Below are 23,036 nucleotides of genomic sequence, written 5' to 3' on the forward strand. Positions count from 1 at the left end.
TGCGAGGGGCGCAAGGGGCATCCTTCACAGGGCTTTCACCGGGGGCGTGCTACCCTTGGGGCATGCGCCAGGGGCTATGGCTTCTTCTCCTTCTCGGGCTTGGCGGGGCCTGGGGGCAGGGTTCGCCTCTGGAGGCTCTTTTGGTGCTTCAGGAGGACGTTATAGAGGAGGGGAGGCTTGTGGCCTACACGGGGGTAGAGCGTTACCCCGTGGCCTCGGAGGCGGAGCTAAAAGCCCTCCTCAAGCGCCTCGCCCGCCCACCCCGCCCGCCCCGCTTTGTCTACCAGGAAGGCCGGTGGCGGGGGGTGGAGAAGAAGGGGCTCGCCTTTGACGAAGCTTTGGCCCTACAGGCCTACCGGGAAGCCCTGGGCCAAGGGAAGAAGAGCTTCCGGCTTCCCGTACGCTACACCCCGCCAAGCCCAAGCCTAAAGGACCTTTACGCCCTGGGGGTGCGGGAGCACCTGGCCACGGGAGAGACGGACTTCAGGGGGTCCAGCCGGGAGCGGGCCCATAACCTCCTTCTCGCCTCCAGCAGGCTGGACGGCCTCCTCATCCCCAGAGGGACCTTCTCCTTCAACCAGGCCCTGGGGCCCATCACGGAGGAGGAAGGCTACAAGGAGGCCTTCGTCATCGTGGGGGACCGCACGGAGGAGGGGGTGGGGGGCGGGGTGTGCCAGGTGTCCACCACCCTTTTCCGCGCCTTCTTCTTCGCCGGCCTGCCCATCCTGGAGCGCCACGCCCACAGCTACCAGGTGGCCTACTACAAGCCCCCCGGCCTGGATGCGGCGGTCATCCAGCCCTACAAGGACCTAAAGGCCCTAAACGACACCCCGGGGCACATCCTGGTCCAGCGCTCCGTGGTGGGCACCAAGCTCCGCTTCCACCTTTTCGGGACCAAGGACCGGGAGGTTTCCTGGGAGGGCCCCTTCCTCAGCGAGCGCAAGCCGCCCCTTCCCCCCAAGGAGGTCCTGGACCCGTCCTTGCCCCCGGGCGTGCGCAAGCAAGTGGATTTCGCCGCCGAAGGGGCCCGGGTGGAGGTACGGCGCAAGGTGCGCTACGCCGACGGCCGGGTGCGGGAGGACCGCTTTGTAAGCGTCTACCGCCCCTGGGGGGCGGTCTATCTCGTGGGGCCTAGCCCCACTCCAAAAGCACCGCCCGTTCCACCGGCAGGAGGCGGTGGGGCTCCGTGACCCGGGCGGCTTCCCCTTTTCTGAGGTGCAGGTAGCGCCCCTCGGGGAGGTCTATGACGAGCTCCCCTTCCAAGAGAAGGTAAAAAGCGACCCCTTGGCGCTCTTCCGCCTCGAGGAGGGGGTAGGCCTTGAGGGGGGTGCCCGGCACCTCCACCCTTTCCGCCCGGGCCAGGCGCAGGAGGTGGAGCTTGTAGCTTTCCATCAGGCGGGGGCCACCTCCTTCTTGGCCCGGCCCTTTTGCATCCGGAGCTTAAAGAGGGCCCGCTTGGCCAAGGCGGCTTCCTCTGGGGAAAGCTTCTTCCCCTGGGCTAAGGCCTCCACCGCCTGGCGTTCTTCCTCCTTCAGGCTTGGGAGAAAAGCCTTTAAGGCCTCAAAGTCCTGGGGGAGTTTGGGGGCGCTTGGGGCCTTTCGCTTGCCCTTGGCGGGGCCTGGGGTTTTGGGGGCGGGAAGGAGCTTGGGGTCGTGCGCCGGGCAGCCCGGGTTGATGCAGGCGCCCTCCCCCTTTTTGACCAAAGGCCAGCCGCAGCTTGGGCAGGTTTGGTCCAGGAGGGGATAGAAGGAGAGGAAATCGCAGGCGTTTTCCTCGCACTTGTAGTAGGGCTTGCCCCGCTTGCTCCTTTTTTCCAGTACCCGGCCGCCGCACTTGGGGCAGGTGTGCCCCGTGGGCCGGCCATCGTCCCGGGTGTAGTCGCACGCCGGGTAGCCCGAGCAGGCGATGAAGCTCCCGTAGCGGCCTTCCTTGCGCAGAAGGGGCTTGCCGCACTTGGGGCAGGCTTCCCCTATGGGCTCCGCCTCCCGCTTTTCCAGGGGCTCGGTGTAGGTGCACTCCGGGTAGCCGGTGCAGCCCAGGAACTGCCCGTAGCGGCTCACCTTGAGCTCCAAGGGGCGGCCGCACCGGGGGCAGGTCTTCTTGGGCACCTGGGCCAGTTCCCCCAAGAAGGGCTCGTAGAACTCCCAGACCACCTGGGGCCAAGGGGCCTTGCCCTCCTCCACCTGGTCCAGGCGGTCTTCCATGCGGGCGGTGAACTCGTAGGCCACCACCTGGGGGAAGCGCTCCTTCAGGTAATGGGTCACCTCCCGGCCCAAGGGGGTGGGGAGGAGGGTGCGCCCCCTGCGCTCCACGTACCCACGTTTTTCCAAGGTTTCCAGGGTGGGGGCGTAAGTGGAGGGGCGGCCGATGCCCAGCTCCTCCATGGTCTTCACCAGGCTGGCGTCCGTGTAGCGGGGCGGGGGCTCGGTGAAGCGCTCTTCGGGGGTGATTTCCAGAAGCTGGGCCTCGGAGCCTTCCGGCACCGGGGGCACCGGGGGTTCCTCGTCCTCTTCCTCCTTGCCCCAGGCCTTCAGGTAGCCCTCAAACTTGAGCACCGAGCCCGAGGCACGGAAGAGGAGGCGGGGGGTTCCTTGGCCCTCGAGGACCACCGCCGTCTGCTCGTAGAGGGCGTCCTTCATCTGGCTCGCCAAAAACCGCCGCCAGATGAGGTCGTAGAGGCGGTACTCCTCCTCAGAAAGGTACTTGCGCACGCTTTCCGGGGTGCGCCTTGGGTCGGTGGGACGGATGGCCTCGTGGGCATCCTGCACGCCTTCCTTGCGGTTTTTGTAGACCCGGGGGGCCTCGGGGAGGAAGCTTGGCCCGAAGCGCTCGGCGATGACCTCCCGGGCCAGGGCCAGGGCCTCGGGGGAGATGCGCACCGAGTCCGTGCGCATGTAGGTGATGAGGCCCACGGTGCCCTCGGGGAGGTCCACCCCCTCGTAGAGGCGCTGGGCAATGCGCATGGTGCGGCTTGCCGTGTAGCCCAAGCGGCTGCTTGCCGCTTGCTGGAGGGTGGAGGTGGTGAAGGGGGGCGGGGGGGACTTGCGCCTTTCCTTCACCTCCACCCGGACCACCCGGTAGGGGCGCTTCCGGGCCTCCTCCGCCAGGGCCTTGGCCTCCGCCTCCGTCTTGAGGTGGAGCTTCCCCTCCTTCTCCCCTTGCCCCGCCCAAAGGCGCTTGCCGTCCACCTCGTGGAGGAGGGCGGGGAAGGTCTTTCCCGCCGCCTGGAAGAGGCCTTTGAGGAGCCAGTACGCCTCCCGTTGGAAGGCCTCAATCTCCTCCTCCCGCTCCACCACAAGCCTCAGGGCCACGCTCTGCACCCGGCCGGCGGAGAGGGCCCGCTTGCGGAACTCCAGGGAGAGGAGGGGGGAGAGGTTGTAGCCCAAGAGGCGGTCCAAGACCCGGCGGGCCTGCTGGGCGTCCACCAGGTTCTGGTCAATGGGGCGGGGGTGTTCCACCGCTTGGCGCACCACCTTGGGGGTGATCTCGTGGAACTCCACCCGGATGGGCTCTTGGGGGTTGCGGCCCAAAAGCCTCGCCACGTGCCAGCCGATGGCCTCCCCTTCCCGGTCGGGGTCGGTGGCGATGAGGAGGCGCTTGCCCTGGGCCGCCCGCTTGAGCTCCTCCACCACGGGCTTCTTGTCCTTCTTCACCTCGTAGGTGGGGGCGAAGTCCCGCTCCACGTCCACGCCCAAATCCCGCTCGGGGAGGTCGGCCACGTGGCCGCGGCTTGCCCGCACCTCGTAGGCGGGGCCCAGCATCTTCTGGATGCTCTTGGCCTTGGCGGGGGACTCCACCACCACCAAGGTGGTGGCCCCGCCCTTGGCCGGTGCGCTGGTCCCTTGCGTGCGCTTCTTCGGCATCGCCCCCTATTTAGGGGGGTGGGGGCGGGGTTGTCAAGAGTTGGGCCCGCTTTTGCCCTTCAGGTCGGCGCCGGGGTAGCTCCGGGGAAGGAGCTTCCTTTCCCAGGCGGCCCGGGTGAGCTCTTCCCGGAAGTCGGGGTGGGCGACCTCTATGAGGGCCTTGGCCCTTTCCCGCAAGGAGCGGCCGAAAAGCTCGGCGATACCCCACTCCGTCACCACGTAGTGCACGTCGGCCCGGGTGGTCACCACCCCCGCCCCTGGCCGGAGGTAGGGGACGATGCGGCTATGCCCCTTGGCGGTGGAGGGGAGGGCGATGATGGGCTTGCCCCCCTCGCTCCGGGCCGCTCCCCGGATGAAGTCCAACTGGCCGCCGAAGCCCGAGTAGATGCGGGTGCCGATGGAGTCCGCCACCACCTGGCCCGTGAGGTCCACCTCAATGGCGGAGTTGATGGCCACCATCTTGCGGTTTTGCGCCACCACGAAGGGGTCGTTCACGTAGTCGGCGGGGTGGAGCTCAAAGAGGGGGTTGTCGTGGACGAAGCGGTAAAGCCTTTCCGAGCCCAGGACGAAGGTGCCGATGATCTTGCCCGGGTGGAGGGTCTTCTTGGCCCCGGTGATGAGGCCCTTTTCCCAGGCCTCGAGGACCCCGTCGGAGATCATCTCCGTGTGCACGCCCAAGTCCCGCCGCCCCGAGAGGCTGGCCAAGACGGCGTCGGGGATGGCCCCGATGCCCATCTGCAGGGTGGCCCCGTCCTCAATGAGGCTCGCCACGTGCTCCCCGATTTTCCGCTCCACCTCGCCGAAGCCTTCCCGCTTTAGCTCGGGCAGGGGCCAGTCCACCTCCACGATGGCGGTGAGGCGGGACACGTGGACGAAGGTGTCCCCCAGGGTTCTCGGCATCCTGGGGTTCACCATGGCGATCACGATGGGGGCCGCCTCCACCGCCGCCTTGGTGGCGATCACCTCCACCCCCAAGGAGCAGAAGCCGTGCTCGTCCGGCGGGGATACCTGGATGATGGCGGCGTCCAGGGGCAGGATGCGCCTTTTGAAGAGCCAGGGCACTTGGTGGAGCATGATGGGCACGTAGTCCGCCCGGCCCTGGTTCACCGCTTCCCGGTCCGCCGGGCCCACGAAGAGGGAGCGGCGGCGGAAGTGCCCCTCCATCTCGGGGCTTGCGAAGGGGTCTTCCCCCATCTGGAGGAGGTGGACGAGCTCCACCCCTTCAAGCTCGTCCTTGCGGGCGGCGAGGGCCTTGAGGAGGGGCGTGGGGGTGGCGGCGTTGCCGGAAACGAAGACCCGCATCCCCGAGCGGATGAGGGTCACGGCGTCCTCGGGGGAGGTGAGCTTCTTGCGGTAGCTCATTCTAGGTGGCCTCCTTTCTGGCCCAGGAGGAGGTAGGCCCCTTGGCGCAGGGCGGGGACCTTAAGGGGGTCCTCCTCCACCTGGAGCAGGAAGGGAAGGAGCGTGGCGGTGAGGGCGTGGCTCGCCGTGCGGGGTACCAGGGCGGGGACGTTGGGCAGGCAGAAGTGGGTGACGCCGAGCTCCTGGTAGATGCCAAGTCGGCTCGTTTCCGCCACGCCCCCTTGGTCAATGGCGAAGTCCAAGAGCACCGAGCCCCGGCGCATGCGGGAAAGGAGCTCCCGGCTGAGGAGCACGGGGGCCCTTTCCCCCGGCACCGCCACCGCCCCCACCAGGACGTCGGCGAAGGCCACGTACCGCTCCAGGCGGCTTTGGGTGACCAGGGCGGTGATGGCCCCGGGGGCCTCCCGGCTCGCCTCCTCCAGGGCGGAAAGCTCCTTGTCCAGGAGGTAGACGGAAGCCCCGGCCCCCAGAAAGGCCCGGGCCGCCGCCCGGCCCAGGGTGCCCGCCCCCAGGATGACCACGTCCGCCGGGGGGATGCCGGGGAGGCCGGAGAGGAGCATGCCCGGGCCCAGGGGGGCCTCGAGGAGCCTCCCCGCAATCTGCGGGGCCATGCGCCCGGCGATCTCGCTCATGGCCTTGAGGATGGGGCGCTTGACGCCTTCCCCGATGAGCTCGTAGCCGATGGCGCTAAGGCCCTTTTCCGCCATGGCCTCCAGGAGACCCGTTTCCGCCACCGCCAGGTGCAGGAAGCCCATGAGGGTGGCCCCGGGGCGCAGGAGGGCGATCTCCTCGAGGGTGGGCCGCCCCACCTTGAGCACCACCTCGCCCCGGCCGAAGGCCTCCTCCCGGCTCACCAAGGTGGCCCCTGCCTCCTCGTAGGCCTCGTCCGGGAAGCCCGCCCGTTCCCCGGCCCCCCGCTCCACGTAGACCCGGTGGCCCCGGGCCACGAGCTCCCGCACCCCTTGAGGGGTGAGGGCCACCCGGCCTTCCCGCACCTCCTCCCCAAGCGAAGGGGGGATTTTTAGGCGCGTCCGTTCCTTGGGTAGGCCAAAGTCCATACCGCCTCCTACCCCTGAGCTTACGGCCTTTAGGGGTGGCGGATGTCCCTTGCCCTTCTCATCTCCCCTTGCCCTAGGCTTGGGCCGTGGAGGCCTTTGCGGACTGGCTCTTCGTGGTCCTTTGGGTGGCGGGGGTTCTCCTCACCTTCGTGCCCTTCGTGCCCGCCACCTTGGTGATCCTTTTCGCCGCCTTCGTGCACGAGCTCCTCTTGGGTTTCCGGGAGCTTTCCCTGGGGCTTTGGCTTGGCCTCGGTGCCCTGGCCCTTTTGGCCATGACCCTGGACAACCTGGCGGCCCTCTGGGGGGCCAGGCGCTACGGGGCGGGCCGGGCGGGGTTATGGGGGGCCTTTCTGGGGGGCGTCCTGGGCCTTTTCCTGGGGGTGGTGGGGGTCTTGGTGCTCCCCTTCCTCCTGGCCTTTTTCTTGGAGTACCTGGCGGGCCGAAAGCCGGAGGAGGCCCTGAGGGCCGCCTGGGGCACCCTGGTGGGCCTCATGGGGGGCGTGGTGGCCAAGGTCCTCGTCCACCTGGCCATGGGCCTCTTGGTGGTCCGGGCCGTCTTCTAGCGTATGCTTGAGGGCATGGAGCTTGTCTTCGTCACCCGCCAGGGGTGCGGGCTTTGCGAGAAGGCGGAAAGGGCCCTCTGGACCTTGGGAGTGCCCTACGTCCGCCGGGATGTGGACCAAGACCCGGAGCTTTTCCGCCTCTATACCTTCCGGGTCCCCGTGCTCCTCCTAGGGGATGAGGTGCTTTTGGAGGGGGCTTTTGGGGAAAAGGAGCTCGTGGCCCTGATAAAAGAGCGCCTAAAGGGGTGAGCCATGGACCCCACGATGATCCAGATCGGACCCTTGCGCATCCAGTGGTACGGCTTCCTCCTGACCCTCGCCATCTTTATCGGCTTTGAGCTCGCCAAGCGCCGCCTGAAGGCGTGGGGCTTGGATGCGGAGCGGTTTGAAACCGTGGCCTTTTGGGCGGTGGTCTTTGGGGTGGTGGGGGCCAGGCTCGGCTACGTCCTCACCTCCCCCGGCTACTTCCTGCAAAACCCCCTGGAGGTCCTTTACGTCTGGCATGGGGGGCTTTCCTTCCACGGGGCGGTTTTGGGCGGGGCGCTGGTCTTCTTCTACTACCACCGGAAAAAGGGCTACCCCCTTTGGCCCTACCTGGACGCCGCCACCCCCGGGGTGGCCTTGGGGATCATCGCCGGGCGGATCGGCAACCTCATGAACGGCTCGGACACCGTGGGCCGCCTGACCACCTTGCCCATCGGCTTCACCTGGCCGGAGTGGGCCAAGGGGTTTCCCGGGGTCTGCCCGGGGGTTGACGACATCTCCCAGGTCTACCGGTGCGCCGAGCTCTTAAGGGGGCCCGTCCACCTCACCCAGGTCTACGGGGCCTTGGTGGGGGTTATCCTCCTCCCCCTTTCCCTCTACTGGCTGCGGAAAAACCCCTTCCCCGGCTACGCCTTCTGGAACTTCCTCCTTTGGTATAGCGTCCTCCGCTCCGTCTTGGAAGAGCCTTTCCGCCTGAACCCCCTTTGGCTTCCCGTCTACCGCAACGACGAGCTGGGCATCGGCCTCTTCACCGCCACCCAGGTGGTGAGCCTGCCCCTCATCCTCTTGTCCCTCTACATGCTTAGGCGCCTGGGCCAGGGAAAGGTGGCCTCGGGGTAGCATAGCCTTATGCATGCGCACGTGATCCTGGCCGCAGGGCAGGGGACCAGGATGAAGTCCCGCCTGCCCAAGGTCCTGCACCCCCTTTTGGGCAAGCCCATGCTCCTATACGCCGTGGAAACCGCCTTGGCCCTGGGCCCGGAAAGGCTTGTGGTGGTGGTGGGCCACGGGGCGGAGGAGGTGGAGGCGGCCCTAAGGGGCTACCCGGTGGAGACGGTCCGCCAGGAGGCGCAGCTCGGCACCGCCCACGCTCTCTTGCAGGCGGAGGCTCTCCTTAAGGACTTCGCCGGCCCCTTTTTGGTGACCCAGGGGGATACCCCCCTCCTTTCCCCGGAAACCCTAAAGGCCCTACTGGCCAAGGTGGCGGAAGGGGCGGGGATGGCCCTCCTCACCGTGGAACTGGAAAACCCCACGGGCTATGGCCGCATCCTCAGGGATGGGGAAGACGTGGTGGCCAACGTGGAGGAGAAGGACGCTTCCCCCGAGGTCAGGGCCATCCGGGAGGTGAACGCCGGGGCCTACGCCTTTGACGGCTTCCTCTTCCAGGCCCTCAAGGAGGTGAAAAACGAAAACGCCGCCCAGGAGTACTACCTCCCCGACCTCATCGCCATCTACCGGGCCCACGGCAAGCGGGTGGTGGCGGTGCGGGGCGAGGCGGCGGAGGCTTTGGGGGTGAATACCCGCGAGGAGCTGGCCCGGGTGGAGGGGGTGCTCTTGGCCCGCCTGCGCGCCGAGTGGATGCGAAGGGGCGTGCGCATGGTCCTCCCCGAAACCATCTACCTGGAGCCCTCGGTGGAGCTCGCCCCCGACGTGACCCTCTGGCCTGGGGTGGTGCTTAAGGGGAGGACGCGGATCGGGGAGGGGTGCGAGGTGGGGGCGTACGCCCTCCTGGAGGACACCACCCTGGAACCCGGGGCCAAGGTCCACGCCCACACCGTGGTCCAGGGGGCCCACCTCTTCCCGGGAGCCGACGCCGGGCCCTTGGCCCGGCTCCGCCCCGGGGCGGTGCTCAAGGAGGGGGTCCACGTGGGGAACTTCGTGGAGGTGAAGAATAGCCTCCTCCACCCCGGGGTCAAGGCGGGGCACCTGGCCTACCTGGGGGATGCGGAGGTGGGGGAGGGGACCAACGTGGGGGCGGGGGTCATCACCGCCAACTACGACGGCAAGCGCAAGCACAAGACGCTGATCGGCAAAAACGCCTTCATCGGCTCCAATAGCGTCCTGGTGGCCCCGGTGCGGGTGGGGGATGGGGCCATGGTGGGGGCGGGGAGCGTCATCACCCACGACGTGCCGGAGGACGCCTTGGCCGTGGCCCGGGGGCGGCAGCGGAACCTCGAGGGCTACGCCAAGCGGAAGCGGGAGGAGGGCTAGGGCTTCATTCCTCCTTCAGGAGGGGTGCTAAACTGGGGCTATGAACCTGGGCATGCCGGAAATCCTGGTGATCCTGGTGGTGGCCCTCCTCATCTTCGGGCCCAAGAAGCTTCCTGAGCTGGGCCGCTCCTTGGGCCAGAGCATCCGGGAGTTCAAGCGGGGGGCGCAGGAGATCCGCGAGGAGCTGGAGAAGGCGGTGGACGTGAAGGAAGAGGTGAAGCCTAAGGCGGAGCCCGCCCCGGCCAAGGAGGAGCCCAAAGCTTGAAGGAAGCCCCGTTGGTGGAACACCTGGAGGAGCTTAGGGCCCGGCTCCTCTGGGCGCTTTTGTCCTGGGCGGTGGGCACGGGGGTGGCCTGGTCCTTCCGGGTGCAGCTTTTGGACTGGCTCAAGCGCCCCTTGGACCTGGCGGCCAAGCAGAACGGCATCCAGGTGAACCTCATCGTCCTGGACATCACCGAGCCCTTTTTGGTCTCCTTGAAGGTGGCGGCCTTCGGCGGCCTGGTCCTGGCCTTGCCCTTCATCGTCTACCAGGTCTGGGCCTTCATCGCCCCGGGGCTATACGAGCACGAGAAGCGCTTGGCGGGCCCTTTTCTCTTAGGGGCGGGGTTTAGCTTCGCCCTGGGGGCCCTTTTCGCCTACTACGGCTTCCTGCCCTTCGCCATCCCCTTCCTCTTGGGCTTTCTGGGGGATGTGGTCACCCCCCAGATCTCCATCGGCCGCTACATGGGCCAGGTCCTCATGATGATGACCGTCATGGGCCTGGTCTTTGAGATGCCCGTGGTGAGCTACCTCCTGGCCCGCTTGGGCCTCCTCTCCTCCGCCTTCCTGGCCCGGAACTGGCGGGTGGCCGTGGTCCTCCTCCTCAGCCTGGCGGCGGTCATCACCCCCACGGTGGACGTGGTTTCCCTCTCCATCGTCACCCTGCCCCTTCTCGTCCTCTACTGGGTTTCCGTCCTGGTGGCCCGCTTGGCCGAGCGGCAAAGGCCCAAGGAAGAAGCCGCTTGACACCCGAAGGGGCTTTGCCCCATAGAATAGCCCATGGACGAGCGCATCCTGGCCCTGCGCAAAGAGGTGGACCGGGTGAACCGGGAGTTGCTTCGCCTCCTTTCCGAGCGGGGAAGGCTGGTGCAGGAGATCGGCCGCATCCAGACCGAGCTTGGCCTCCCCCACTACGACCCCAAGCGGGAGGAGGAGATGCTTGCCTACCTCACGGCGGAAAACCCCGGCCCCTTTCCCAACGAAACCATTCGCAAGCTCTTCAAGGAGATCTTCCAGGCGAGCCTGGACCTGGAAGAGCGCCAGGACCAGAAGAAGTTCCTCTACTCCAAAAAGCACAAGCCCGAGCCCACCCGGGTGCGGGTGAAGGGGGTGGTCTTTGGGGAGAGGCCGCTCCTCATCGCCGGGCCCTGCTCCATTGAGTCGGAGGAGCAGATGATGGAAACCGCCCGCTTCCTGGCGGGCCGGGGGGTTAGGGTGCTCCGGGGCGGGGCCTTCAAGCCCAGGACGAGCCCCTACGGCTTCCAGGGCCTGGGCCTCGAGGGCCTAAAGCTTGGCCGCAAGGCGGCGGACGCCTTCGGCATGGTCTTCGTCACCGAGGTCATGGACACCCGGGACGTGGAGCTCGTGGCGGAGTATGCGGACATCCTCCAAGTGGGGGCCCGCAACATGCAGAACTTCGCCCTCCTCAAGGAGGTGGGCCGCGCCGGGAAGCCGGTCCTCCTCAAGCGGGGGCTTTCCGCCACCATGGAGGAGTGGTTCTACGCCGCCGAGTACATCCTTTCCCAAGGAAACGAGCAGGTGATCCTGGCGGAAAGGGGCATCCGCACCTTTGAGCGCTGGACCCGGAACACCCTGGACCTCTCCGCCGTGGCCTTGGCCAAGCAGGAGACCCACCTCCCCGTCGTCGTGGACGTGACCCACGCCGCCGGGCGCACGGATCTCCTCGCCCCCTTGGCCCGGGCGGCCTTGGCCGTGGGGGCGGACGGGGTGCACGTGGAGGTGCACCCGAACCCCAAGGTGGCCCTCTCGGACAACCAGCAGCAGATGGACTTCGCCCAGTTTGACCGCTTCCTGGAGGCCATCCGGGACCTCCTCCCCGAGGGCTAATGGGCCTTTTGGACAACCTCCTCAACGCCTTCCTCAAGGCCACGGACCCCAGGCCCCGCTACACGGAGGCCCGCTGCCTCCTCTACAAGAACAGCGTGGGGGGGTGCGACCGCTGCTACCAGGCCTGTCCCAAGGGGGCGGTGCGTTTGGAGGGGTGGCGGGTGGAGCTGGACGAGGTCCTGTGCACGGGCTGCGGCCTCTGCACGGGGGTCTGCCCCGGCCTCGCCCTGGAGTACCCCTTGGGGGCCATCCAGGAGGCCCTGATCCGAGGGAAGGGACAGCTTCGGTGCTCCAAGGCGGAGGGGAAGGGGGAGGAGGTCCTTTGCCTGGGCCGGCTCACCCCCGGGCTTCTCGCCGAGGCGGGAAGCCGTTTCGGCCGGGTGGTCCTCGCCCGGGGGGACTGCGCCCGTTGCCCCATCGGGGGGCCCTCGGTGCCCGAGCACCTTAGGCGGATGGCGGAAGAGGCCCAGCGCTACTTCCCCGTGGTGGTGGAGGTGCGGGAAGGGGAGCTTCCCGGGGAGAAGGTGGGGAGGCGGGAGCTATTCCAGGCCCTTTTGGGAAGCGCCAAGCGCACCGCCGCTGACCTCGTCCCCGAGCTTCCCCTGCCCCAAGCGCCCGAGGAGGAAAAGGGCCTGCCGGCGGAGCTTCGCCTTCGCCTTCTCGCCGCTTCCCGGGCGGAGGCGGTGGCCTGGCCCAGCATCCGGGTGGAGGAGGGGTGCACCCTCTGCCCGGTCTGCACCAACGTCTGCCCCACGGGGGCGGTCTACCGGGTGCGGGAAGGGGAGGAGTACGTCCTGAGGCTCAGGGTGGAGGCCTGCACCGGGTGCGGGGCCTGCGTGGAAAGCTGCCCGCCCCAGGTGATCCGCCTCGAGGCCGCCCCCAAGGAGGCGCTGGGCCAAGAGCTAGAACTTTTCCGGGGCAAGCCCCCTTGGTACGACCTTTGAACCTGGTATAATCCCCGCCAAGCTATGGATGCGGACGTGGTGGTGGTGGGCGGGGGGCTCGCCGGTCTGGTGGTGGCCACGGAGGTGGCGGCCCGGGGGAAGCGGGTCTTCCTCCTGGAGCAGGAGCCCCACCTGGGGGGGCAGGCCTTCTGGTCCTTTGGGGGGCTTTTCCTCGTGAACTCCCCCGAGCAACGCCGGCTCGGCATCCGGGACTCCGTGGAGCTCGCCTTCCAAGACTGGCTGGGCTCCGCCGGCTACCACCGGGAGGAGGACTACTACGGCCAGCTTTGGGCCCAGGCCTATTTGAGCTTCGCCGCCGGGGAGAAGCGGGCCTGGCTCGCCTCCTTGGGCGTCCGCTTTTTCCCGGTGGTGGGCTGGGCGGAAAGGGGCGGGGGCTTGGCCACGGGGCACGGCAACTCCGTGCCCCGCTTCCACATCGTCTGGGGCACGGGGCCTGGGCTTTTGGAGCCCTTTCTCCGCCGGGTGGAGGCCTTTGCCGCCGAGGGGCGCCTGAGGGTCTTCCTCCGCCACCGGGTGGAGGAGGTCCTGGTGGAAGGGGGGAAGGCGGTGGGGGTGGCGGGGGTGGTCCTGGAGGAGGACCCCAAGCCTCGAGGGGTGCCCACGAGCCGCAAGCCCCTAAGGGACTTCGCCTTCCGCGCCCAGGCGGTGGTCCTGGCCACGGGGGGGATTGGGGCCAACCTGGACCTGGTGCGCCGCTACTGGCCCGAGCGCATGGGGAGGCCCCCAGAGAGGATGCTCGTCGGCGTGCCCGACCACGTGGACGGCTCGGGCCTCTTCCTGGCGGAGCGGGCGGGGGCGCGCCTGGTCAACCTGGACCGCATGTGGCACTACCCCGAGGGGGTGGAGAACCACACCCCCATCTGGACGGGCCACGGCATCCGCATCCTCCCCGGTCCCTCGGCCCTCTGGGTGGACGCCACAGGCAAGCGCCTCCCCCCGCCCCTCTTCCCCGGGTTTGACGCCCTGGAGACCCTGCGCCACCTGCGCCATACCGGTTTTGACTGGAGCTGGTTCATCCTGGACCTGCGCACCCTGAAGAAGGAGTTCGCCCTCTCGGGGTCCGAGCAGAACCCGGACCTCACCGGCAGGCGCTGGCTCCAGGTGATCCAAAACCGCCTTCTGGGCCCCGCCGCCCCCGTGCGGGCCTTTTTGGAGCGGGGAAAGGACTTCCTCGTGGCGGACCACCTTTCCGACCTCCTGCGGAAGATGGACGCCCTGGCTCCCGGGGTTTTGGACCCCGTGCGCCTCGAGAGGGAGGTCAAGGCCCGGGACCTAGAGCTCCTAAACCCCTTCGCCAAGGACAGCCAGATCCTCGCCCTCCACGCCTTCCGCCGCTACCGGGGCGACCGGATTTTCCGGGTGGCCAAGCCCGCCCCCTTCCTTTCGGGGAAAAGCCCCTTGGTGGCGGTGCGCCTTTGGACGCTTACCCGCAAGACCCTGGGGGGCATCCAGACCGACCTCAAGGCCCGGGCCTAACGCCGAGGGGCGAGCCCCTTCCCGGGCTCTTCGCCGTGGGGGAGGCGGCGGGGTTCGGGGGCGGTGGGTTCCACGGCTATAAGGCCTTGGAGGGCACCTTCTTGGGGGGGTGTCTCTTCACGGGGCGCCAGGCGGCCAGGGCGCTTCTGGAGGGGCTAGAATAGCCCCATGCGGCTTCACCACGTGGGCATCGCCGTGGAGGACCTGGAGAAGGCCAAGGGGCGCTACCTCCTTTTGGGCTACCGGGTGGTGGCGGAAGGGGAGGTTCCGGCGCAAGGGGTGCGGGTGGCCCTCCTTAGGGGGGAAGGGGAGGCCCTTTTGGAGCTCCTCGCTCCCCTGGGGCCCGAAACCCCCGTGGGCCGCTTCCTGGCCAAGCGGGGGCCTGGCCTCCACCACCTGGCCTTCGCCACGCCCGATATTGAAGGGGAGCTCGCCCGGCTGAAGGCGGCGGGGGCGAAGCTTATTGACGAGGCGCCTAGGCCCGGCTTTGGGGGGCACAGGGTGGCCTTCCTCCACCCCTCCTTTGGCCTTGGGGTCCTTTGGGAGCTGGTGGAGGCCTAGTGCGCCCCCTTTTCCTCCTCTTGGCTCTCCTCCACATGGGCCTCCTCTGGTGGCTTTCGGACCAGCCCCAAACCGGGCTTGGGCTTCCCCACCCCTGGGACAAGGGGGCCCACTTCCTGGCCTACGCCCTCTTGGGCCTTCTCCTGCGCTTGGGCCTAGGCCGCTTTCCCTGGGCCTTTCTCCTGGGGGCGGCCTACGGGGTGGTGGACGAGTACCACCAAAGCTTCATCCCCGGCCGGGAGGCCTTCGGCCTAGACCTGGTGGCGGACGCCTTGGGGGCCTTTTTCGGGGCTAAAGCGGGGGGTAGATGGGAAGCTCCAAAAACCTCCCGCCCCTAGCCGAGGCGGCCCGCACGATGGCCTCCGCCACCAGTTCGGGGGCGATCCAGCGGCTCGGGTCCGCCTCGGGCATGGCCCGGCGGTTGGCCTCGGTGTCCAGGGTGCCCATGGGGTAGACCACGAGGAAGCGCACCCCCTCCACCTCCCCTTGGAGGGATTTCAGAAGGCTCGCCAGGGCGGTTTTGGCCATGGCGTAGAGGGCCCGGCCGGGGCCCGCCCCCGTCCAGGCGGGGCCGGCGGCGATGGCGGCGAAGAAGCCTTCCCCCCGCCTTTCCATGTAGGGGAGGACGGCCTTTAGGAGGTTGTAGGCGGTGCGGAGGTTGAGGTCTAGCATCCAGTCGTAGAGTCCCGGGTCGGAGTCCAAAAAGCGCCCGGCGGCGAAGCCGCCCACGGTGTGCACCGCGCCGTAGAGGGGGGCTTCCCGCTCCACGAAGCGGGCCAAGGCCTCGGCCTCCTCGAGGCGGGTGAGGTCGGCCACGAAGGTCTTAGCCCCCACCTTCTCCGCCCTCTCCGCCATGCGCTCAAGCCGGGGGTCGGAGAGGAAGAGCCTCGCTCCCGCCTGATGGAGGGCGGGGATAAGGGCCCGGGCCAGGGCCCCGCCCGCTCCCGTGACCAAGAAGGCTTTTCCTTGGAGCATGGCTTCATTCTACGGGGATGAAGGCGAGGGCGTTGGGGCTAAACCCCATGGAGGCGGTCGCTTGGGGATAGGTGGGGAGGGGGTTTTGCTGGAGATCGTAGACCTCCAGGAAGCTCCCCCGGGCCAGGTAGAGGTAGGCGTCCTGGCCCACGGCGGCGGCGGCGTAGGCGGTATAGGCGTTCCGCGCCCCCGAGTCCCGGGGGGAGAGGACCCGGAAGCCTTGGCCATAGGCCACCAGGCCCTGCACGGGGTCCAGGGCCAGGCGGACGGGGCCTGGGAAAAGCCCGAGGCTTTGCGAGGTGGGGTTTTCCACCCCGTTCCAGGCGAGGAAAAGGGTGTCCGTGGCCGTGCGGCCCGCCCCTAAAAGCCTTCCCCCCGGGTCCAGGCGGAGCTCGGTGGGGGTGAGGCTCGGGAGGGAAACCTCTTGGAAGGGGGTGCCCGTGGGATCTGCGGCGGGGCGGTAGCCCAGGGTCCCTTCCGCGAGGTAGGCGAGGAGGTCTAACCCCCCTTGGGGGAAGAGGGCGAGGCGCACCCCAGAAGGAAGCCCCGTGAGGTCGGCCTCCCTTGGGCTTCCCAGGTCGGGGAGGGCGAAGAGGAAGGCCCGGTTGGCCCCTGGGCAGTGGGCCAGGGCCTGGTTCGCCCCCAGGCGCAGGTAGCCCCCGGTGCAGTCCACCCCCAAGGAGGCCGTGGCCGGGGTGCCCTGGGGGGCGGCGCTTTCCGTGAAGCCCGCCGTGGGGTAGGCCTCGAGGCGGTCGGGGAAGAGGAGGAAAAGCCTTCGGAAGGCGTTGCTGTAGGCCAGGTCTTGGAGGTTCGGGGCAGTCCAGGTGGCCACGGGGCTTCCCGTGCCCCGTTGCAGGTCCGAGGCCTTATAGAAGTGCACCTCCCCGCTTCCTCCCGCCGCCACCAGGGCGGGCAAGGGGGGTTCTTGGCTTCCCGTGCAGGCGGCCAGGACCAGGGTTAGGAGGAAGAAAAGCCTTCTCACGGAAGACCTCCCAAGCGCACGCCCTCCTCGCCCATGAGGACCTCCGCCGCCTGGCCCCCGTAGAGGAAGGCCAGGCGCACCTCGCCCTTGGCGGCGTCCAGGGTGTAGCGCAAGGCCCAGCAACACCGGTCTAAGGTAAGGATAAACTTGGGCCTTAGCGTTTCTCCCGGCAGGTCCTGCGTGAGGAGGGCGGTGAGGTGGAGTTTGGTGTTCTCCCGGCCCAGGAAGGTGAGGGTGGGGCCGAAGGCCCTTAAGGCCAGGGTGTACCCTTCGGGCCTAGTGGGCTGGCGGAGGTAGCTTAGGCTTCCCGAGAGGGAAAGCCCCGGAAGCACCCCTTCGTCCAGGGGGATGGGTTGCCAAAGTTCCACGCCCCCGCTAAAGGTGGCGTCCTTCAGGTAAATCTCCCGATCCTGCACCTCCGGGAGGTGAAGGTTCGCCCCAAAGCGAAAGCCTGCTTCAGGCAGGGCCTGGGAGAGGGAAAGCCGGAGGTTGGTCCCTCGAGGCCCCTCCTGGAAGCGGCCCGAAAGGAGAAGGTCCAGAAGGGGCCCCGGGGCCACCCCCGTGCGGAAGCCCAGGGCGTAGCCCAGGGCCTCCCGGTCCAGGGTGGCCTGGAGGGAGAGGCTTTGGGGGCCCAGGATGGCCTGGCCTTGGAGGGAAAGGGTATCCTTCTGCCAGTCCCGCCGGCCCTGGAGGGTGTAGGCGTCCCCGCTTTCCCTGAGGGCGAAGGTGAGGTCGGTGGTGAGGGCTCCTTCCCCGTTTAGGCCGTGGCGGTGGGTGAGGGAGAGGCTTCCCGCCGGCAGGGCGTAGGCCCCCTGGAGGGTGAGGGGGTCAAAGCGGGCCTTGGCATGGTCGTAGCGGAGGCTTGCCCGGAGGGAGAAGGGGTAGGGGGTGAGGCTGGCCTCGGCCTGGGTTTCCAGGGGGCCTTCCTCCTCCAGGCCCCGCTTGTGGTAGAGCCGCAGGGCGTACCCCGGGTCCTGGAGCCTCGCCTCGGCCTCGAGGGGGAGGTACCTGTTCCCCTCCAGGTCCCGCCCCCCCTTGAGGCTTAGGGAAAAGGGCCTTTCCTGGAAGCCCAGGGCCAGGGTGGCCTGGTGGCTTCGCCGGGTGGGGAGGGCGTCAAAGCGGAAGGGGCTTTCCCCCTCCTGGACGCTCCGCCCGTAGGCCCCTTCCAGGCTAAAGCCCCCAAGGGTTTGGCGGAGGCTAACGCTTAGGCTCCAGTCCACCTGCCGCTCGTACTCCCCATCGGGGTTTTGCGTGGTGTAGTAGAAGCCCCGGAAGCGGCCCTCCGCCCGGAGCGCGCCCCCAGGCCAGGGGCTCAAGGCGAGGCTTTCCGCATGGGCAAAAAGGGCCCTCCCCGCCTCGGCGTAGGGCCCTAGGGCGCGGGCCGAGCGGTTTAGGGGGTTGGTCTCCGCCAGGTAGCGGCCCACCGTAAGGCTTGCCTGGAGGCTAAAGGGGCCTTCCCGGAAGGTGGGGGACTGGACCTCGAGCTCGGGGAGGCGTTGCAGGGTGCGGGGGGGCGGGGTGCTTTCGTCGTGGTCCAGGAAGCCCTCGAGCCTTAGGGCGTAGCGGAGGTCCTGGGGGGTAGGGGTGCCGGGAAGGAGGGCTTCTAGGCGGAAGCGGGAAAGCTTCTCCCGGGTGTCGTCCCGCTCCAGGAGGGCCGTGAGGGAAAACTCCCGCTTCTTCAGGGCGTACTCCCCCCGGTACTGGAAGGTGTCCGGTGGGGTGTGGAGGAAGAAGTAGCGCTCCTTGGCCTCCCCCACGCCCTGGTGGTCAAAGCCGAGGCCAAACCCCCGTCCCTGGTAGTAGCGGAAAAGGGTGTACCCGAGGCCGAAGGCGGCCACATAGGGTAGGTCGGCCTTGAAGAAGAACCCCCCCTCGTCCTGGCCCACCTCCAGCCGGGGCCGCCTTTCCGAGAGGTAGAGGAGGAGCACGGGAAGCTCCAAGAGGGGTTCTTCCCGCCAGAGGAGGACCACCCCCCGGGCCACCACCCGGTCCCCCGGGTACAGGACGATCTCCCGGGCGCGGAAGGCGTAGTCCGGCACCTCCTGGCCGCAGGAGGCGCAAGGGGTGGCGTAGCCCCTTTCCAGGAGGATGGCCCCCGCCGCCCGTTGGCAAAGGGGTCCGGTGAGGAGGAGGTCCTTGGCCTCTATGCGCACGGAGAGGGCGTCAAAGCTCTCGTCCTTCAGGTCCACCTGGAGCTCTTCCGCCTCAATGAGCCGGCCCTCCTTGTCCCGGTAGCGCACCTTCCCCGAGAGGTAAAGGAGCCTCCGGGCGCGAAAGTAGGTGACCCGCTCCGCCTCTAAAGCCTCCCCGTTCCGCTCCAGGCGCACGGGGCTTCCTACGAGGACGTAGACCTCCTCTCCCCCTTCTTCCCGTAGCTCCAGCCTCTCCGCCTCCAGGACCTTGAGGACGTTCTCCTCCGCCCAGGCGAAGGGGAGGAGGAAGAGGAGGAGGAGGGCCCACCTCACCTTCTACCCCCGAGGAAAAGGAGGAGCCCGAGGAGGCCGTAGACCAGGATGGGCCCCCAGGCGGCGAGGATGGGGTCCAGGGCGTTCTGCTCCCCCATGATGCGCCCCACGCTCCAGGTGGCGTAGTAGAAGAAGGTGAGGACCGCCACCCCCACGAGCCCCAGGCTCCGGCTCCCCCCGAGGAGGTAGAAGGCGAGCCCCGTGGCGAAGAGGGCGAAGACCAGGGCGGCGGCGGGCTCGGCGAAGCGGCGGTAGTAGGTGGTGGCCTCGAGGCCCGCCCGCACCCCCTGGGCCCGAAGCCTCTGGACCTCCTGCCGGAGCTCGGCCAGGGTCATCCGGTTCGCCGGGTTCTGCCAGGGCTCAAAGGTGAGGTCCTTGAGCACCAGCTCCCCCCGCCGGAAGCGGGTCAGGGTGCGGGGGCGGTCCCCTTCGTAGGTGAGGCGCTTCCCCTCCTCCACCCTTAGCACCCCCCCTTGGAAGCTCCCCTTTTCCGCCAACAGGACCTCCTCCCGGGAAACCACCCGGAGCTTCCCAATCCTATCCCCCGCCACCTCCCCCACGTACACCACCCGGCCCTTTGCGTCCTGGAAGGTGGCCCCGGGGGTGAGGAGGGTGCGGGGCCTTTCCAGGACCTGCCGCCTCAGGAGGTCCTGCCCCTGGGCGAGCGCCCTAGGCACCAGGCTTTCCCCCAGGAGAAAGGTGAAGAGGGCCACGCCGCTTCCCAAAAGCAGAAAGGGTAAGAGCACCCGCTCCCGCCGCACGCCTAGGGCCAGGAGGGCTTTGAGCTCCGAGTCCTCCGCCATACGGGAAAGGAGGAGCAAAAGGGCGAAGAGGTAGGCCACCGGGGCCCCCCGGGCCACGGCCTCCGGGGTGCGGTAGAGGAGGTAGGCAAGGAGGGTGTAGGGGTCAGCCCCCTTGGCCACCAGGGGGGCCAGGACCTCGTAGACCGCCCCCGCCAGGAAGAGGAGGACGATGAAGAGGAGGCCCAGGCCGAAAAGCCCCAAGGCTTCCCGGAGAAGGTAGCGGTCCAGGGTCTTCACCGTAGCCTCCAGGTGAGGAAAAGGGCCAAGGCCCCGTAGAAGAGGTTGGGCAGGTGGGCCAGGAGGGGGCTCACGTCGTAGCGGGCGAGCTGGGCGCTCAGGGTCCAGAGCACGTAGTAGCCGAAGATGAGGAGGACCACGGCCAAAAAGGCCCAGGCCGCCTCCCGGAAGGAAAGGCCCAGAGCCGCTGCCACCCAGCCCAGAAAGAGGGCCCCCAGGGCGTCCGCCAGGCGGCGGTGCAGGGCGAAGCGGGCCGAGGCCTCCACCTTCCCCCGTTCCCAAAGCTCCCTTAGGGTGGTGGTGTCGTAGGGGTCGCGGGAGCCCAGGCTTTCCTTGGGGCGGAAGCTTGCGGGGAAGGGGAGGGTGCCCTGGAAGGCCCGCACCTCCTCGCCCTCCAGCACGTGGCCCTTGAGGTGCCAGCCCGTGTTGTCCCACACGCCTTCGGCGGCGCTATAGACCCTGCCCTCCCCGTCCACCACCCGCACCCCATACAGGCGGTTCGCCGCCCCCTCGGGGTGGATCTCCTCGGTGTAGTACACCCCAAGGCCCGGGGGGGCGTAAAGCTCCTTGCGCAGAACCCCGCTTAGGGCTCCTTCCCCGTAGAGGAGGCGGGAAAGCGCAGCGTCGTAGGCCTCGAGGGCCCTGGGCCTCACCTCCGCCAGGTTCGCCAGGTTCAAAAGGGCGATGAAGAGGGAAAGGAGAAGGAGGGGCCGGAGAAGGGCCCAAGGGGGCACCCCCCCGGCGTAGGCCGCCTTGAGCTCCGACCCCCGGATCAGGCGGGATAGCCCCACCAAGAGGGCGAAGACGAGGCCCAGGGGCAAGGCCAGGCTCAGGGTCCAGGGGAGACGGAAGAGGATGAGGCGGAGGATATCCTCCGCCCCCGCCCCCCGGCTGAGGAGGACCCCCGAGAGGCTGGAGAGGAGGTCAAAGGTGAGGAGGGCGACGAAGAGGAGCACCCCCACCAGGAAGGGGAGGAGCACCTCCCGCAGCACGTAGCGGCCCAACACCCGGCCAAGTATACGGAAAGAGCATGAGAAAGGCGAAAGAGGCCCCTAGGGATGGGCGATCACGTGGATCACGGGGAGGCCAAAGCGCTCAGCCTGGGTGTGCACGTCCAGCCTGAGCCAGCGGGATAGCCCCGGGGGCAAAGTGGCGAGGACGATGGCCTGGTAGGCCCCCGGGTGGGTGGCGAGCTCTTCCTCGAGGGCGAGGAGGGGGGAAACATCCCCCGCCTTGGCCTCGGCGATGGGGATACCCTGGGCTTCCAAGGCCCTTTTGGCCGCCTCCGCTTCGGCCTCCGCCCGCCTTTTCACCTCTTCCTCCTCGTACACCCAGCCCGGCGGGGGCACGGCGGGCACCAACAGGGTGAACTGGGCCTCGGGGTCTTGGGCCAGGATTTCCCGGAGTTTGGCCGCCAACGCAGGGCTTTTGGCCGTGCGGTGGGCCACCACCAAGTACCGCATGGTACCACCCCCTTTCCCTAAGCCTAGCCGGGAAAGCCCGGGGGCGTGGGGCGAAGGCGCACAATGTACCGGGAATGGTTCTCAAAAGCTTCGCCGCACCCCACAGGAACCCCCTCCGGGCCGGGTTTTTCTGCATAGCACTTTACATATCGGCAAAGCGTGGTATACTAAAGGAGTCAGACGAAGAAGGAAGGCCGCCCGCAAAGGCAGCGGGTTTGTTTTTTAGGGCACCAGGGCCACCTTGGTGGCTTGGCGCTCGTGGAAGAGCCGGTAACCCTCCGCCGCCTCCGCCAGGGGAAGGCGGTGGCTGAAGACGAAGCTTCCCTTTAGCCTCCCTGCCCTTTGCAGGGCCAAGACCTCGCCGATGTAGCGGGGGATGTTGGCCAGGGCGCTCCGGAAGGTGATGCCCCGGCTGAAGGCGGAAAGCCAAGGGTACTCCACCTTCTCCGCCGTGGGTACCCCGAGGCTGGACACAGTCCCTCCAGGCCCCGCCAGGCGGAAGGCGAGGCGCAACGCCTCCCCATCCCCTCCCACCGCCTCCACCACCAGGTCGGCCCCCTGGCCCTCCGTGTCCTTGCGCAGGCGGGCCACGGGGTCTTCCGCCTTGGGGTTTAGGGGGAGGCTTCCCAGGGCCTTGGCCTTTTCCAGGCGGCTTTCCTCGGGGTCTATGGCGTAGACCACCCCCGCCCCCAGGGCGTGGGCCACCATCTGGGCCATGAGGCCCACGGGCCCCGAGCCCACCACCGCCACCACCATCCCCGGCTCCAAGAAGGGCCTCACCCCCCCGTAGGCGGTGGTGAGGATGTCCCCCGCCAGGATGGCCTCCTCCGCCGGGAGGTCCCCGATGGGAAAGAGGCTTGTCCGGGCGAAGGGGACCCTTACCCGCTCGGCCTGGGCCCCTTGCAGGTTGCCCAGGGCCAGGCCGAAGCCGTAGACGCCGCCCTTCAGGCAGGCGAAGAAGCGCCCCTTGCGGCAGGCCACGCAGTCCCCGCAGGCCACCTGGAAGCTCCCCACCACCCTTTCCCCTAGGGCGAAGGGCACCAAAGGCCCCTTCTCCACCACCCGGCCCACGAACTCGTGGCCGAGGACGGTGCCCGGCAGGACCCCGGCGATCTTGCCGTGGTAGATGTGGAGGTCCGAGCCGCAGATGGCGGCGAGTTCCACCTCCACGATGGCGTCGGTTTCCGCCTCCAGCTTGGGCTCCGGGACCTCTTCCACCGCCACCTGGAAGGGCCCCTGGTACACCACCCCTTTCACGCTACCTCCTGGGCCACCTTTACCAGCTCCTGGGCCGCTTGGGCGTAAGGGGCCAAGGCGGCGAGGGAGCCTTTTTTGAGCTCCAAGAACCCCCGCATGAGGGCGGTGAGGGGCTCAAGCCTCCCCTCCAAGACCTCCTGCCAGGTGGCGAGGTCGGCCTCTATGACGAAGTCCGCCTCCGGTTCGCCCTCCACCACCCTCGCCCCCCGGCAGGCCCCGTGCCAGAGGTCCAGGACCACGGCGACCCCCTGGGGCAGGCCCGCCCCTGGGTCGGGGCGGACGCTAAGGGCCAGGCTCCCCTCCCAGGTGGCCGCCGCCTTGCGGTAGGCCTCGCTTTGGGAAAGCTTCTCGCAGTACGCCTTCGCCCACGCCTCGCTAAAAAGCTCCATGCCCTACCTCCGTTTGCACCGAGTATAACCCTAGAA

At 68.3% G+C, this 23,036-nt stretch carries 23 protein-coding genes and 1 pseudogene; 12 read left to right on the plus strand and 12 right to left on the minus strand.

Annotation, left to right across the window (positions count from 1 at the left end):
- Nucleotides 1-62: 62 nt before the first annotated feature.
- The gene (locus tag L0D17_RS04025; RefSeq protein WP_234508417.1) at nucleotides 63-1,190 is read left to right on the plus strand and encodes a VanW family protein; all 1,128 of its coding nucleotides are present in this window, start codon (nucleotides 63-65) and stop codon (nucleotides 1,188-1,190) included.
- On the opposite strand, the gene L0D17_RS04030 is transcribed toward L0D17_RS04025, so the two are convergent.
- The 4 genes from L0D17_RS04030 to L0D17_RS04055 are packed head-to-tail and all read right to left on the minus strand — an operon-like array spanning nucleotide 1,132 to nucleotide 6,283.
- A complete protein-coding gene (locus L0D17_RS04030) occupies nucleotides 1,132-1,392 on the minus strand; it encodes a hypothetical protein (protein ID WP_234508415.1) in 261 nt (86 codons plus the stop codon). The two genes, L0D17_RS04025 and L0D17_RS04030, sit on opposite strands and share 59 nt — an antisense overlap.
- Nucleotides 1,392-3,863 carry a type I DNA topoisomerase gene (topA, locus tag L0D17_RS04045; RefSeq protein ID WP_234508412.1) on the minus strand — a complete coding sequence of 824 codons (2,472 nt, stop codon included), beginning with the start codon at nucleotides 3,861-3,863 and terminating at the stop codon, nucleotides 1,392-1,394. The genes L0D17_RS04030 and topA overlap by 1 nt, the downstream gene beginning before the upstream one ends.
- A 33-nt stretch (nucleotides 3,864-3,896) precedes the next feature.
- Entirely contained in the window at nucleotides 3,897-5,225 is a 1,329-nt protein-coding gene (locus L0D17_RS04050) for an acetyl-CoA hydrolase/transferase family protein (protein WP_234508410.1), read from the minus strand.
- Nucleotides 5,222-6,283 (minus strand): alanine dehydrogenase, encoded by a 1,062-nt coding sequence (locus L0D17_RS04055; protein WP_243092696.1) that lies wholly within the window; start codon nucleotides 6,281-6,283, stop codon nucleotides 5,222-5,224. Before L0D17_RS04055 ends, L0D17_RS04050 begins: the two co-directional genes overlap by 4 nt.
- 86 nt (nucleotides 6,284-6,369) lie before the next feature.
- On the opposite strand from L0D17_RS04055, the gene L0D17_RS04060 reads away from it, so the two are divergent.
- The 11 genes and pseudogenes from L0D17_RS04060 to L0D17_RS04110 all read left to right on the plus strand — a co-directional run bounded on the left by L0D17_RS04060 (nucleotide 6,370) and on the right by L0D17_RS04110 (nucleotide 14,767).
- Nucleotides 6,370-6,846 carry a DUF456 domain-containing protein gene (locus tag L0D17_RS04060; protein ID WP_234508407.1) on the plus strand — a complete coding sequence of 159 codons (477 nt, stop codon included), beginning with the start codon at nucleotides 6,370-6,372 and terminating at the stop codon, nucleotides 6,844-6,846.
- 3 nt (nucleotides 6,847-6,849) lie between these two features.
- The gene (locus L0D17_RS04065; protein ID WP_234508405.1) at nucleotides 6,850-7,095 is read left to right on the plus strand and encodes a glutaredoxin family protein; all 246 of its coding nucleotides are present in this window, start codon (nucleotides 6,850-6,852) and stop codon (nucleotides 7,093-7,095) included.
- Nucleotides 7,096-7,110: 15 nt separating this feature from the next.
- A complete protein-coding gene (gene lgt / locus L0D17_RS04070; RefSeq protein WP_234508463.1) occupies nucleotides 7,111-7,950 on the plus strand; it encodes a prolipoprotein diacylglyceryl transferase in 840 nt (279 codons plus the stop codon).
- A 9-nt stretch (nucleotides 7,951-7,959) separates the two neighbouring features.
- The gene (gene glmU / locus L0D17_RS04075; RefSeq protein ID WP_234508403.1) at nucleotides 7,960-9,321 is read left to right on the plus strand and encodes a bifunctional UDP-N-acetylglucosamine diphosphorylase/glucosamine-1-phosphate N-acetyltransferase GlmU; all 1,362 of its coding nucleotides are present in this window, start codon (nucleotides 7,960-7,962) and stop codon (nucleotides 9,319-9,321) included.
- Nucleotides 9,322-9,361: 40 nt separating this feature from the next.
- A complete protein-coding gene (locus L0D17_RS04080; protein WP_234508401.1) occupies nucleotides 9,362-9,586 on the plus strand; it encodes a TatA/E family twin arginine-targeting protein translocase in 225 nt (74 codons plus the stop codon).
- The gene (gene tatC, locus L0D17_RS04085; protein WP_234508399.1) at nucleotides 9,583-10,326 is read left to right on the plus strand and encodes a twin-arginine translocase subunit TatC; all 744 of its coding nucleotides are present in this window, start codon (nucleotides 9,583-9,585) and stop codon (nucleotides 10,324-10,326) included. Before L0D17_RS04080 ends, tatC begins: the two co-directional genes overlap by 4 nt.
- A gap of 33 nt (nucleotides 10,327-10,359) precedes the next feature.
- Nucleotides 10,360-11,427 (plus strand): bifunctional 3-deoxy-7-phosphoheptulonate synthase/chorismate mutase, encoded by a 1,068-nt coding sequence (locus L0D17_RS04090; RefSeq protein WP_234508397.1) that lies wholly within the window; start codon nucleotides 10,360-10,362, stop codon nucleotides 11,425-11,427.
- Complete coding sequence (locus L0D17_RS04095; RefSeq protein WP_234508395.1) at nucleotides 11,427-12,371, plus strand: 4Fe-4S binding protein; 945 nt, start codon at nucleotides 11,427-11,429, stop codon at nucleotides 12,369-12,371. Before L0D17_RS04090 ends, L0D17_RS04095 begins: the two co-directional genes overlap by 1 nt.
- Before the next feature lie 24 nt (nucleotides 12,372-12,395).
- Nucleotides 12,396-14,032: pseudogene (locus tag L0D17_RS04100) on the plus strand (FAD-binding dehydrogenase).
- A 4-nt stretch (nucleotides 14,033-14,036) separates the two neighbouring features.
- On the plus strand, nucleotides 14,037-14,429 hold the full coding sequence (mce, locus tag L0D17_RS04105) for a methylmalonyl-CoA epimerase (protein ID WP_234508392.1): 393 nt from the start codon (nucleotides 14,037-14,039) through the stop codon (nucleotides 14,427-14,429).
- The gene (locus L0D17_RS04110; protein ID WP_234508390.1) at nucleotides 14,429-14,767 is read left to right on the plus strand and encodes a VanZ family protein; all 339 of its coding nucleotides are present in this window, start codon (nucleotides 14,429-14,431) and stop codon (nucleotides 14,765-14,767) included. The genes mce and L0D17_RS04110 overlap by 1 nt, the downstream gene beginning before the upstream one ends.
- On the opposite strand, the gene L0D17_RS04115 is transcribed toward L0D17_RS04110, so the two are convergent.
- From L0D17_RS04115 to L0D17_RS04150, 8 genes are all read right to left on the minus strand, one after another.
- Nucleotides 14,721-15,404 carry an SDR family NAD(P)-dependent oxidoreductase gene (locus tag L0D17_RS04115; RefSeq protein ID WP_243092695.1) on the minus strand — a complete coding sequence of 228 codons (684 nt, stop codon included), beginning with the start codon at nucleotides 15,402-15,404 and terminating at the stop codon, nucleotides 14,721-14,723. The genes L0D17_RS04110 and L0D17_RS04115 overlap by 47 nt on opposite strands.
- A gap of 4 nt (nucleotides 15,405-15,408) precedes the next feature.
- Nucleotides 15,409-16,386, minus strand: coding sequence for a hypothetical protein (locus tag L0D17_RS04120; RefSeq protein WP_234508386.1), 978 nt, complete (start codon nucleotides 16,384-16,386; stop codon nucleotides 15,409-15,411).
- Nucleotides 16,383-18,851 (minus strand): LPS-assembly protein LptD, encoded by a 2,469-nt coding sequence (locus L0D17_RS04125; RefSeq protein WP_234508384.1) that lies wholly within the window; start codon nucleotides 18,849-18,851, stop codon nucleotides 16,383-16,385. Before L0D17_RS04125 ends, L0D17_RS04120 begins: the two co-directional genes overlap by 4 nt.
- Entirely contained in the window at nucleotides 18,848-19,891 is a 1,044-nt protein-coding gene (locus tag L0D17_RS04130) for an LptF/LptG family permease (protein WP_234508382.1), read from the minus strand. The genes L0D17_RS04125 and L0D17_RS04130 overlap by 4 nt, the downstream gene beginning before the upstream one ends.
- Nucleotides 19,888-20,898 carry an LptF/LptG family permease gene (locus L0D17_RS04135; RefSeq protein ID WP_234508380.1) on the minus strand — a complete coding sequence of 337 codons (1,011 nt, stop codon included), beginning with the start codon at nucleotides 20,896-20,898 and terminating at the stop codon, nucleotides 19,888-19,890. The genes L0D17_RS04130 and L0D17_RS04135 overlap by 4 nt, the downstream gene beginning before the upstream one ends.
- Before the next feature lie 45 nt (nucleotides 20,899-20,943).
- A complete protein-coding gene (locus tag L0D17_RS04140) occupies nucleotides 20,944-21,354 on the minus strand; it encodes a hypothetical protein (RefSeq protein WP_234508378.1) in 411 nt (136 codons plus the stop codon).
- 222 nt (nucleotides 21,355-21,576) lie between these two features.
- Nucleotides 21,577-22,611, minus strand: a complete 1,035-nt coding sequence (locus tag L0D17_RS13785) for an alcohol dehydrogenase family protein (RefSeq protein WP_234508376.1) — start codon at nucleotides 22,609-22,611, stop codon at nucleotides 21,577-21,579.
- The gene (locus L0D17_RS04150; RefSeq protein WP_234508374.1) at nucleotides 22,608-23,000 is read right to left on the minus strand and encodes an SCP2 sterol-binding domain-containing protein; all 393 of its coding nucleotides are present in this window, start codon (nucleotides 22,998-23,000) and stop codon (nucleotides 22,608-22,610) included. Before L0D17_RS04150 ends, L0D17_RS13785 begins: the two co-directional genes overlap by 4 nt.
- Nucleotides 23,001-23,036: the final 36 nt, after the last annotated feature.

The organism is Thermus thalpophilus, assembly GCF_022760915.1.
GTDB classification, from domain to species: domain Bacteria; phylum Deinococcota; class Deinococci; order Deinococcales; family Thermaceae; genus Thermus; species Thermus thalpophilus.

Bases quoted from the DNA above. Each gene is read 5' to 3' on its own strand.
- L0D17_RS04025 (WP_234508417.1), top strand. From the start codon at position 63: ATGCGCCAGGGGCTATGGCTTCTTCTCCTTCTCGGGCTTGGCGGGGCC.
- L0D17_RS04030 (WP_234508415.1), bottom strand. From the start codon at position 1,392: ATGGAAAGCTACAAGCTCCACCTCCTGCGCCTGGCCCGGGCGGAAAGG.
- topA (WP_234508412.1), bottom strand. From the start codon at position 3,863: ATGCCGAAGAAGCGCACGCAAGGGACCAGCGCACCGGCCAAGGGCGGG.
- L0D17_RS04050 (WP_234508410.1), bottom strand. From the start codon at position 5,225: ATGAGCTACCGCAAGAAGCTCACCTCCCCCGAGGACGCCGTGACCCTC.
- L0D17_RS04055 (WP_243092696.1), bottom strand. From the start codon at position 6,283: ATGGACTTTGGCCTACCCAAGGAACGGACGCGCCTAAAAATCCCCCCT.
- L0D17_RS04065 (WP_234508405.1), top strand. From the start codon at position 6,850: ATGCTTGAGGGCATGGAGCTTGTCTTCGTCACCCGCCAGGGGTGCGGG.
- lgt (WP_234508463.1), top strand. From the start codon at position 7,111: ATGATCCAGATCGGACCCTTGCGCATCCAGTGGTACGGCTTCCTCCTG.
- glmU (WP_234508403.1), top strand. From the start codon at position 7,960: ATGCATGCGCACGTGATCCTGGCCGCAGGGCAGGGGACCAGGATGAAG.
- L0D17_RS04080 (WP_234508401.1), top strand. From the start codon at position 9,362: ATGAACCTGGGCATGCCGGAAATCCTGGTGATCCTGGTGGTGGCCCTC.
- L0D17_RS04090 (WP_234508397.1), top strand. From the start codon at position 10,360: ATGGACGAGCGCATCCTGGCCCTGCGCAAAGAGGTGGACCGGGTGAAC.
- L0D17_RS04095 (WP_234508395.1), top strand. From the start codon at position 11,427: ATGGGCCTTTTGGACAACCTCCTCAACGCCTTCCTCAAGGCCACGGAC.
- mce (WP_234508392.1), top strand. From the start codon at position 14,037: ATGCGGCTTCACCACGTGGGCATCGCCGTGGAGGACCTGGAGAAGGCC.
- L0D17_RS04115 (WP_243092695.1), bottom strand. From the start codon at position 15,404: ATGCTCCAAGGAAAAGCCTTCTTGGTCACGGGAGCGGGCGGGGCCCTG.
- L0D17_RS04140 (WP_234508378.1), bottom strand. From the start codon at position 21,354: ATGCGGTACTTGGTGGTGGCCCACCGCACGGCCAAAAGCCCTGCGTTG.
- L0D17_RS04150 (WP_234508374.1), bottom strand. From the start codon at position 23,000: ATGGAGCTTTTTAGCGAGGCGTGGGCGAAGGCGTACTGCGAGAAGCTT.